Origin of the sequence: Nonomuraea sp. NPDC050691, from assembly GCF_040654455.1 — a bacterium.
In the GTDB taxonomy this organism is placed as follows: domain Bacteria; phylum Actinomycetota; class Actinomycetes; order Streptosporangiales; family Streptosporangiaceae; genus Nonomuraea.
Map to the genome: position 1 here is coordinate 1 of NZ_JBFAIA010000244.1, position 10,053 is coordinate 10,053.

A 10,053-nucleotide genomic window follows, 5' to 3' on the forward strand; every position below is an offset into this window, starting at 1 on the left:
GCGCCCAGCCCTTCGGCGGTACGGCGGGCGTCGCGGTGCACGAGCGCCGCCGGCCGGTCGTCGAAGGGGTGGGCGAGGGCCACGGGCGGGTGCGCGAACTCCACCAGGCGCTCCACGCCCAGCTCCCGGAACGCGGGCGAGGCCAGGGCCAGCGCCATGACCGTCGCCCCCACGTCGTGGACACGGCCCGGCAGCGTCAGCTCCTCCGAGCGCAGCCCGCCGCCGAACCGCTCGGCCGCCTCCAGCAGCACCACCTCGCGCCCGGCCGCGGCCAGCGCGACGGCCGCGACGAGCCCGTTCGGGCCCGACCCGACGACGACCGCCCGGCCGCTCACCGCCGGCCGCTCACCCGTGAGGTCGTCCGGGACGGGCGCGGGCCGCCTGTGCCCGGTGTCGTCCGAGACAGGAGCGGGCCGCCCGCGCGGAGGGTCATTTGAGGATGGTGGGAAGGGGCTGCGCGCCGCGGGCCTTGAGCAGCTCGGTCATGAGCTTGATCTCGCCCGACTGACCCTTGACGATCTTCTCGGCCATGTCGGCGACCTCCTCCCGGTCGGACAGCCGCAGCAGCCCCTCGGCCATCTGCACGCCGCCCTCATGGTGGCGGATCATGAGCTGGAGGAACAGCACCTCGGCCTGCGTGCCGGTGAGGGATTTGAGCTTCGCCAGCTCCTCGGGGGTGGCCATCCCGGGCATCACGCCGGGCTGCGCGGCGGTGCCGCCGCCGTGGCCGTGGCCGTTCATCCAGGCCATGGGCCGCAGGTCGGTGGCCTGGTCGAGCCCCCACTGCTGGAGCCAGCCGATGAACATGCCGCGCTGGTTGGACTGGGTGGTGATGATGTCGTAGGCCAGGTTGCGGATCTCCCGGGACCGGCTCTCGTCCCTGATCGTGAAGGCCATGTCGACGGCCTGCGCGTGGTGGGTGGCCATGTCGCGGGCGAACCCGGCCTCGGGGGAGGCGTCGGCGGGCGTGCCGCCCCGGCCGAACAGGAGGAAGAGGGCCGCCGCGGCGACGATCAGGACGGCGCAGCCGGCGAGCAGCGCGCTGCTCGCGGACCGGGCGGGTCTTGCCGGAGATGCGGGCCCTTCCGGGAAATCGGGCCTTGCCGGAGATTCGGGGTTGTCCATGGCGTGTCCAGCGTACCCACCCGGGGCACCGGATCCCCGCCTTCGCCGGTGATCGACGGCTTAGACCCGCCTTATTCTCCCCATACGATTTCAGGGCATAGGGTGACCCCGGAGTTGGCACGCCGATGGAGGACGGATGAAGGAGAAGGCGCAGGCGCGGCGCGAGCATCTGCAGAAGATGCGCGCCGAGCAGAAGCGCAAGGAGCGGCGCGCGGCGTTCATGATGTGGGGCGCGGGTGGCCTCGTCGTCGTGCTGCTGGTCGGCGTGGTCGGCTTCTACCTGGTCAAGCAGGCCCGCGAGACCTCGCTCGACGCGGTCTCCAACTACTCCTACGAGGCGGGCCAGCACGTGTGGCCCGCGGTGTCGTACAAGGAGACCCCGCCCGTCGGCGGCCAGCACAACAACTACTGGCAGCTGTGCGACATCTACTCCAAGCCCATCCACAACGAGCACGCCGTCCACTCGATGGAGCACGGCGCCGTGTGGATCACCTACCGGCCGGACCTGCCCAAGCAGCAGGTGGACGCGCTGCGCGCCGTGGCCACCAGCACCGGCCAGCAGGACTTCATGCTGATGAGCCCGTACCCCAACCTGCCGTCGCCGATCGTGGTCTCCTCCTGGGGCCACCAGCTCAAGCTGGACAAGCCGGACGACCCGAAGCTGCCGGCGTTCATCAAGAAGTTCCAGAACGGCAAGGACACCCCCGAGCCGGGCGCCATCTGCGGCGGTCCTGACGCGATCACCACGACGGCCGACCAGGCGCCGCTGCCGCCGGAGCCGAAGGGCCAGCAGCAGCCGATGGAGACCCTGGCCCCGACGGCCAGCCCCACCCAGAGCAAGTAGCCGTTCTCAGGCCGTGAGCGGGCCGCCGCGCCACGTCGGCAGCGGCCGCTCGCCCACGGCCACCTCGTAGGCGGCCCGCGCCAGCAGCCGGGTCGAGTCGAGTGTCGGCAGCGGTGAGACCTCCGGCGTGACGAGCAACGGGATCTCCGTGCAGACCAGCGCGACGGCGTCGCAGCCGCGCGCGGCGAGCCGCTCGATGACGCGGACGTACTCTCCCCGGGAGGCGTCCGTGAAGGCGCCGTTGACGAGTTCCTCGAAGATGATCCGGTTGACCGTCTCGCGGTCGGCGGGTTCGGGGATCTCGGCGGCGATGCCCCGCGCGGCCAGCGCCCGCGGGTAGAGGGGCCCGTCCATGGTGTAGCGCGTGCCGAGCACGCCGACGCGCCGCCGCCCCTCGGCCGCCGCCCGGTCGGCGACCACCTCGGCGATGTGCAGGCCGGGGAGCGCCAGGCCGGCGCCCGGGTGTTCGAGGGCGAGGTGGGCGGTGTTGTCCGGGCAGGCGAAGAAGGCGGCGCCGGCCCGCTCCAGCCGGTCCACGCTCACGGCCAGGGTGCGCCGCACGGCCGCGTGGTCGCCGGAGTCCCAGGCCGGCATGCTGCGGCCCAGGGCGATGTAGTCGAGCGTCACGTCCGGATGCTCGTTGCGGCCGGTGCGGCGGAAGCCCTCCTGGCAGTAGTCCAGGAAGCAGAGCGCCGCGCCCTCCGTGCTGTGCGCGAGGATGCCGAGGTGGGGCATGGGATTCCCTCCGGTGTTCGGTCTGCCGAACGGCTGTATCGTCAGAGTGGACCAGCATCGCGCTGTTCGTCAAACCGAACGAGCGTCCAGGAGGGCGAACGCCTTGGACAGCCGCCCCGCCGGTGAGCCCGGCCTGATCGCGGTGATCGCCGCCTCGCTACGCCGCGAGCGCGAGCGCGCCGGCCTGTCCCTCAGCGAGCTGGCCAAGCGGGCCGGCGTCGCCAAGTCCACCCTCTCCCAGATCGAGTCCGGCGCCGGCAACCCCGGCGTCGAGACGCTCTGGGCGCTGGCCACCGCGCTGGGTGTGCCGTTCAGCCGGCTCGTCGACCCGCCGCGGCCCGCCACGCGGGTCCTCCGGGCGGGGGAGGGGCCCGCCGCGCATTCGGAGGTCGCCGGCTACACGGCCGCCCTGCTGGCCTCGTGCCCGCCGAACGCCCGCCGCGACCTGTACCGGGTCACGGCCCGGCCCGGCGAGCCCCGCCTGTCCGCGCCGCACCCGCCCGGCACGGTCGAGCACGTCGTCCTGGCCTCCGGACGGGCGCTGGCGGGCCCTGCGGAGGAGCCGGTCGAGCTGCGGCCGGGCGACTACGTGACCTACCCCGGCGACGTGCCGCACATCTTCGACGCCCTCGCCCCGGACACCAGCGCGCTCTTCGTCATGGAACACGTCTGACGGCCGGGACGCCTCCGAGGGCCGGGCGCGTCCGGGGGGCAGGCGCTCGCGTGGGCTAGGCGGCGCGGCCGAGGACGTCCTCGGGGGGCGTCCACTCCAGGCCGTGGGCCTCGGCCACCGGGCGGCTCACCAGGTGACCCTCGTGGGTGCTCAGCCCCCGCCCCAGCACCGGGTCCAGATGCATGGCGCGCCGCCACCCCAGGTCGGCGATCGCCAGCGCGTACGGCAGCGTCACGTTCGTCAGCGCGTACGTCGAGGTGTGCGGCACGGCGCCGGGCATGTTGGCCACGCAGTAGAACACCGACTCGTGGACCCGGTAGGTCGGCTCGGCGTGCGTCGTCGGCCGGGAGTCCTCGAAGCAGCCGCCCTGGTCGATGGAGACGTCCACCAGCACCGAGCCGGGCTTCATGCGGCTGACCAGATCGTTGGTCACCAGCTTGGGCGCCCGCGCGCCCGGCACCAGCACGGCGCCGATGACGAGGTCCGCCTCCAGGACCGCGCGCTCGACCTCCAGCGTGTTGGAGGCGATCGTCTGGCAGTGGCCCTGGTAGATGAGGTCCGCCTGGCGCAGCTTGTCGATGTTGCGGTCGAGCAGCACGACCTCGGCCTGCATGCCGAGGGCGATGGCCGCCGCGTTCATGCCGGACACCCCGGCGCCGATGACCACGACGTTCGCCGCGCGCACGCCGGAGACGCCGCCCATGAGCGCGCCGCGCCCGCCGCCGGAGCGCATCAGGTGATAGGCGCCCACCTGCGGCGCGAGCCGGCCCGCCACCTCCGACATGGGCGCGAGCAGCGGCAGCGCGCCGTTGTCCGCCTGCACGGTCTCGTACGCGACGCCGGTGACCCCGGAGTCGAGCATCGCCGTGGTGCAGGGGCGGGAGGCCGCCAGGTGCAGATACGTGAACAGGATCTGCCCCTTGCGCATCCGGTGGTACTCCTCGGCCACCGGCTCCTTGACCTTGAGCACCAGGTCGCCCTCGGCCCACACCTCGTCCGCCGTGTTCAGGATCACGGCCCCCGCCGACTCGAAGTAGACGTCCGGGACGGAGGAGCCGACGCCCGCCTCCTTCTCGACGAAGACCTGGTGCCCGTTGCGCACCAGCTCGTGGACGCCCGCCGGGGTGAGCGCGACGCGGTACTCGTTGTCCTTGACCTCGCGGGGAACGCCGACCTTCATGACCTGCCCTCGTTTCGTCAGCCGGACGGAATCGCCGCCATCCCCTCCTTATTCCTCGAAAACCCGCCTTATCCCAGGACGGACCAGGGAATCTGCGTCTGATTACCTGGGTGCCGCTCCTCCTCGCTAAGCTCACCGGCAGCCCGTACGTCAGGGATGGGGTCGCCAAGGATGGACAAGCCGGAGGAACCGCCACCAGCGGTCCCGGAGGAGCCGCAGGCCAGCCGGCTCACCACCATCGTGTTGATCGTCTCGCTCGTCCTGGTCGTGGTGATCGCGGGCGTGCTCGGCACCGTCGCCGTCCTCATGACGCGCAGCCCCGACACGCCGTTACTCGGCGGCGCCCCGCCCCAGCGGCTGCCCACGCCCCTCCACTTCGCCCCCATCCGGGAGCAGAAGCCGGCGCCGTGCCCCGGCGCCGAGGCCGCGCTCGACGACCGGCAGACCACCTGCTACCTGCTGGAGGACGGCGTCACGGTCGACTCCGTGCAGCGGATCGAGCCGGTGCGCGAGAAGAACGGCACCTACTCGGTACGCCTGGCGATCGCGCCGAAGTTCAAGGACAAGGTGGTGGCGCTCATCGACGAGATGGTGCCCAACCAGCGGCAGATCGCCGTCGTGCTGGTGCCCCGCACCGTGGTGGCGGCGCCCATCGTCACGGAGACCATGGACGGCGACAGCCTGAGCATCGCGGGCTTCACCAAGCAGGAGGCCGAGGCCCTGGTCGCCCGCCTGCTCGGCAGCCCGCCCGCGACCGGCCAGCCCAACCCCGCGGGCACCGGCGGGCCCGGCACGGACCAGCCAGGAGCGGGCCAGCCGTCACCCGGCGCCACAAACCCCGGCGCCACAAACCCCGGCGCCACGAACCCCGGCGCCACGACCCCGGGCGCCACGAACCCGGGCACCCAGAGCACCCCGGGCACCGGCGTCACCGACCCGTTCGCGACGAACCCCGCCACCAACCCCGCGACCACCACCGGCGGCACCCCCGGCGGCACGAACACCACGACAGGCGGGCGGCGCACCCCCGACCACAAGTACGCGAGCTGCAAGGAGGCCGTGGCCGCCGGCTTCGGCCCCTACACCAGGGGCGTCCACGAGGAGTACACCTGGTACACCGACGTGGACGGCAACGGCGTGGCCTGCAACCCCGCCGACATCCGCTAGGCGGCCCACCCCTCCAGGGCGTCGATCGCGTAGTACGCCAGGAAGATCGCCGACACCACCCACAGCAGCCACGGGATCTCGCCGAACTTCCCCCGCGCGGCCTTGATCAGCGTGTACGAGACCACGCCCGCGCCCACCCCATTCGTGATCGAGTACGTGAACGGCATCAGCGCGATCGTGAGGAACGCCGGGATGGCCATCTCCAGGTCGTCCCACGGCACGTTCCGGCTCTGCGTCATCATCAGCGCGCCGACCAGCACCAGCGCCGGGGCCGCGGCCGCGGCGGGCACCACCCCGGCGAGCGGCGTGAACAGCAGCGTGAACCCCATCAGCGCCCCGGTCACGACGGCGGCCAGGCCGGTCCGCGCGCCGTCGCCCACACCGGCCGCCGACTCGACGAACACCGTGTTGGCCGACGAACTGGTCGCCCCGCCGATCACGCCGGCGACCCCGTCGACCGTGAGGATCCGCCCGAGCCGCGGCACGCGGCCCTGCTCGTCCACCAGCCCGGCCTCGTCGGCGACGCCGATGATCGTGCCCATCGCGTCGAAGAACCCGGACAGCACCAGCGTGAACAGCACCACGGAGGCCGTCAGCACCCCCGCCCGGACGAACCCGCCGAACACGTCGACCTGGCCCACCAGCCCGAAGTCGGGCAGCGCGATCAGCCGCTCGGGCACCCGCGGCTGCACCACGCCCCACGAGCGCGGGTCCACGCGGGCCACCGCGTTCACGATCACCGCCAGGATCGCGGTGACGATGATGCTGATGAGGATCGCGCCCGGCAGCCGCCGGACGTACAGGACGATCATCAGCAGCAGTCCGAAGGAGAACAGCGTGACCGGCCAGCCCGCCAGGTGGCCGGTCGAGCCGAGCTGCACCGGCGTCCCCGACCCCTTGGCCACGAACCCCGCGTCGACCAGCCCGATCAGCGCGATGAACATGCCGATCCCCACGCTGATCGCGTGCTTGAGCGCGAGCGGGATGGCGTTCATGATGATCGTGCGCAGACCCGTGACGGCCAGCACGATGATGACCACGCCTTCGAGCACGACCAGCCCCATCGCCTGCGCCCAGGTCATGTACGGGGCGGCCTGGTAGGCCACGACCGCGTTCAGCCCGAGACCGGCCGCCAGCCCGAACGGCGCGTTGCCCACGAACGCCATCAGCAGCGTGCTGACCGCCGCCGCCAGCGCGGTGGCGGTGGTGAGCTGCGCGATCGTGAGCCGCGCGCCGGTCACGTCCTGGGCGCCGGCCAGGATGATGGGGTTGAGCAGGACGATGTAGGCCATCGCCATGAAGGTCGTGATCCCGCCGCGCACCTCGCGGGCGACGGTCGTCTCCCGCGCCTTCAGCTCGAACACCCTGTCCAGCACGGACATCCCCCCTCGCGGTCAGGGGGACTGCGGATGCCCTACCCGGCGAGAGAGGCGATCATGCCTTCTCGTGGCGGCCGCCGCCCAGCAGGGCGACGAACTCCTCCAGCCCGATCCGGCCGTCGCCGTCGCTGTCGGCCGCCGCGATGAACGCCTCGACCTCCTCGTCGGTGACGCCCTGGCCACCCAGCGCCTGGTTGACCTGCCGGATCTCGGCCGCGGTCAGCAGACCGTCGCCGTCGGTGTCGAACCGCTCGAACTCCGCCTTGGCGGCCTCGCGCGCGTCAGCCATCGGATTCCTCCCCGTCGCCGGCCCGGACGGGGCGCCGCGAATGATCTCGCCGCAGGTCCGGGCCCTTCAGCGGACCGCGTCGTCGGACCGGTCCCAGAACAAGGCGATATCTTCGGGTCTGATGGGAACACGCGTCAACTCGCGTCCCGTCGCCGCCCGCACCGCCGCCGCGATGGCCGGCGTGGACGACAGCGTCGGCGGCTCGCCCGCGCCGCGCAGCCCGTACGGCGCCGCCGGGTCCGGGTTCTCCAGGATCCGCAGCCGCATGGGCGGCATGTCGAGGATCGTGGGGATCAGGTAGTCGGTGAACGACGGGTTCAGCACCCGGCCGTCGCGCACCTGGATCTCCTCCATCAGCGCCAGCCCCAGCCCCTGCGCCGAGCCGCCGTGGATCTGCCCCTCCAGCGCCGCGGGGTTGAGGATCCGGCCCACGTCCTGCACGGCCGCCAGCTCCACCACCCTGACCAGGCCCAGCTCCACGTCCACGTCCACCACGGCCCGGTGGACGCACAGCGCGAGCTGCGTGTGCGAGTCGCCCTGCCCGGTCTCCGGGTGCATCGGGTACGTCGGGCGGTGCCGGTACTCGCGCGTCTCCTCGACGGGCCCGAACTTCTCCAGCGCCTCCCGCGCGGGCAGCCCCTCGAAGCGGGCCCGTACGGCCTCGCACGCGGCCTTGACCGCGCCGCCGGTCACGTACGACTGGCGCGATGCCGAGGACGACCCGGCCGAGCCGACCGTGGTGTCGGCCGTCGCCACCGTCACGTGCTCGACGCCGAGCTCGGTGCGCGCGATCTGCGCCTGGATCGTCACCAGCCCCTGGCCGACCTCGGCCGCCGCGGTGTGCACGGTCACGTGCGGCTCACCGGCGACCAGCTCGGCCCGCACCCGGGCCGTCGAGTAGTCGTCGAAGCCCTCGGAGAAGCAGATGTTCTTGATGCCGACGCCGTAGCCGACGCCCCGCCGTACCGACTCGCCGTGCGTGGTCTGGGACACTCCGCCCGGCAGCCCCCGCAGGTCGGAGCCGGAACGCTCCACGGGCATCGGTATCGCTTCGAGCTCGCGCAGCATCGCGGCCAGCGGCGCCGGTGAGTCGATCACCTGCCCGGTGATGAGCGACGAGCCCTGGGAGACCGCGTTGCGCACCCGGATCTCCACCGGCGACAGCCCGCACGCCTCGGCCAGCCGGTCCATCTGCGACTCGTACGCGTAACACGCCTGCACGGCGCCGAACCCGCGCATCGCCCCGCACGGCGGGTTGTTGGTGTAGACGCCGGTCGCGTCCACCCGCACGTTCGGCACCTCGTACGGCCCGACGCCGAGCGAGGCGGCGTTGCCCACGACGGCGGGGGAGGAGGAGCAGTAGGCGCCGCCGTCGAGCAGGATGTCGGCCTTGACGTAGACGAGACGGCCGTCGCGGGTGGCGCCGTGCTCGTAGCGCATGCGGGCGGGGTGCCGGTGGACGTGGCCGAAGAACGACTCCTCCCGCCCGTACACGATCTTGACCGGCCGGTCCAGCCGCAGCGCCAGCATGCAGGCGTGGACCTGCATGGACAGGTCCTCGCGGGCCCCGAACGCGCCGCCCACGCCCGACAGCGTCAGCCGCACCTTCTCCGGCGGCAGGCCGAGGCAGGGCGCGAGCTGGTCGCGGTCCACGTGCAGCCACTGGGTGGCGATGTACAGGTCGACGCCGCCGTCCTCGGCCGGCACCGCGAGCCCCGACTCCGGGCCCAGGAACGCCTGGTCCTGCATGCCCACCTCGTACTCGCCGGTGACCACGACCTCCGCCTCGAAGGTGTCGCCCAGCCGTACCGGCTGGTGGCGCACGACGTCACGCGACTCGCGCGGGTCCGTAACCGCCGGCCGCACCTCGTAGTCCACGACGATCGCCGCCGCGGCCCGCCGCGCCGTCTCCGGATGGTCGGCGGCCACCAGCGCCACCGGCTCGCCCTGGTAGCGCACCTCGTCGACGGCCAGCACCGGCTGGTCCTTGACGTCGAGGCCGTAGAACTTCTCGCCGGGCACGTCCTCGTGGGTGAGCGCGGCGAGCACCCCCGGCATCGCGAGGGCGGGACCGAGGTCGATCGAGCGGATCCACGCCGACGGGTGCGGGCTGCGCAGCGTCACCCCCCACACCATGCCGTCGAGCCACAGGTCGGAGGCGTAGGCGAACTCGCCCGTCACCTTGAGCGTCGCGTCGGGACGCGGGGCGCTCGCGCCGACGCCCCACACCGCGGCGCGGGTCCCGGTGCTGGTCTCGGTCATCCTTCGAGTAGAGCACCGCCGTGGCGGCCCTCCAATGCGCGGCGAGTGAAATCCGGGTCCGCACTCGACCTGCGGACTTGTATATTCCTCCAAGTGCGCATCAGTGAGCTGCTGGCGGTGGAGAGGCTGCGGCTCGGGCTGCTCACCGGCGACCCGGACACCGCGTTCCGCGGCGTCCACATCACCGACCTGCCGGACCCCGGGCGCTATCTGTCGGGCGGCGAGCTGGTGCTGACCGGGCTCATGTGGCGGCACGGCCACGCCGACTCGGCGCGCTTCGTCGCGGCGCTCGTGGAGGCCGGGGTGACCCCGCCGGTCCTCCTGAAACCGGCGTGGGGCGCCGGCTCGATCGCCCAGCTCGTCCTCCGTTCACCGGACGACGTGCCGGCCGCCTGGGTC

11 protein-coding genes are annotated in these 10,053 nt (G+C 72.8%); 4 read left to right on the forward strand and 7 right to left on the reverse strand.

Annotated features, from left to right (window positions below; genetic code table 11):
- Positions 1 to 335: NAD(P)-binding protein (locus AB0H81_RS41470; protein ID WP_358386942.1), on the reverse strand; the 335-nt coding region annotated here is incomplete at its 3' end.
- A gap of 94 nt (positions 336 to 429) precedes the next feature.
- The gene (locus tag AB0H81_RS41475) at positions 430 to 1,125 is read right to left on the reverse strand and encodes a DUF305 domain-containing protein (RefSeq protein ID WP_358386945.1); all 696 of its coding nucleotides are present in this window, start codon (positions 1,123 to 1,125) and stop codon (positions 430 to 432) included.
- Between the two features lie 136 nt (positions 1,126 to 1,261).
- Here AB0H81_RS41475 and AB0H81_RS41480 point away from each other — a divergent pair, with 136 nt between their 5' ends.
- Positions 1,262 to 1,969, forward strand: coding sequence for a DUF3105 domain-containing protein (locus AB0H81_RS41480; protein ID WP_358386947.1), 708 nt, complete (start codon positions 1,262 to 1,264; stop codon positions 1,967 to 1,969).
- Between the two features lie 6 nt (positions 1,970 to 1,975).
- Here AB0H81_RS41480 and AB0H81_RS41485 read toward each other — a convergent pair whose 3' ends face one another.
- Positions 1,976 to 2,704: an amino acid racemase gene (locus AB0H81_RS41485; protein WP_358386949.1), complete on the reverse strand. Its 729-nt coding sequence runs from the start codon at positions 2,702 to 2,704 to the stop codon at positions 1,976 to 1,978.
- Positions 2,705 to 2,807: 103 nt separating this feature from the next.
- Here AB0H81_RS41485 and AB0H81_RS41490 point away from each other — a divergent pair, with 103 nt between their 5' ends.
- Positions 2,808 to 3,377: an XRE family transcriptional regulator gene (locus AB0H81_RS41490; RefSeq protein ID WP_358386951.1), complete on the forward strand. Its 570-nt coding sequence runs from the start codon at positions 2,808 to 2,810 to the stop codon at positions 3,375 to 3,377.
- Between the two features lie 55 nt (positions 3,378 to 3,432).
- On the opposite strand, the gene ald is transcribed toward AB0H81_RS41490, so the two are convergent.
- Complete coding sequence (gene ald / locus AB0H81_RS41495) at positions 3,433 to 4,557, reverse strand: alanine dehydrogenase (RefSeq protein WP_358386953.1); 1,125 nt, start codon at positions 4,555 to 4,557, stop codon at positions 3,433 to 3,435.
- A gap of 171 nt (positions 4,558 to 4,728) precedes the next feature.
- On the opposite strand from ald, the gene AB0H81_RS41500 reads away from it, so the two are divergent.
- Positions 4,729 to 5,724 (forward strand): excalibur calcium-binding domain-containing protein, encoded by a 996-nt coding sequence (locus tag AB0H81_RS41500; protein WP_358386955.1) that lies wholly within the window; start codon positions 4,729 to 4,731, stop codon positions 5,722 to 5,724.
- On the opposite strand, the gene AB0H81_RS41505 is transcribed toward AB0H81_RS41500, so the two are convergent.
- The 3 genes from AB0H81_RS41505 to AB0H81_RS41515 all read right to left on the reverse strand — a co-directional run bounded on the left by AB0H81_RS41505 (position 5,721) and on the right by AB0H81_RS41515 (position 9,654).
- Positions 5,721 to 7,106 (reverse strand): NCS2 family permease, encoded by a 1,386-nt coding sequence (locus AB0H81_RS41505; protein ID WP_358386957.1) that lies wholly within the window; start codon positions 7,104 to 7,106, stop codon positions 5,721 to 5,723. The two genes, AB0H81_RS41500 and AB0H81_RS41505, sit on opposite strands and share 4 nt — an antisense overlap.
- Before the next feature lie 52 nt (positions 7,107 to 7,158).
- Positions 7,159 to 7,392 (reverse strand): EF-hand domain-containing protein, encoded by a 234-nt coding sequence (locus tag AB0H81_RS41510; RefSeq protein WP_358386960.1) that lies wholly within the window; start codon positions 7,390 to 7,392, stop codon positions 7,159 to 7,161.
- Between the two features lie 66 nt (positions 7,393 to 7,458).
- A complete protein-coding gene (locus tag AB0H81_RS41515; protein WP_358386963.1) occupies positions 7,459 to 9,654 on the reverse strand; it encodes a molybdopterin cofactor-binding domain-containing protein in 2,196 nt (731 codons plus the stop codon).
- 93 nt (positions 9,655 to 9,747) lie between these two features.
- Between AB0H81_RS41515 and AB0H81_RS41520 the strand changes: the two genes are divergently transcribed.
- A partial coding sequence (locus AB0H81_RS41520; protein WP_358386965.1) for a PucR family transcriptional regulator ligand-binding domain-containing protein occupies positions 9,748 to 10,053 on the forward strand: 306 nt, incomplete at its 3' end.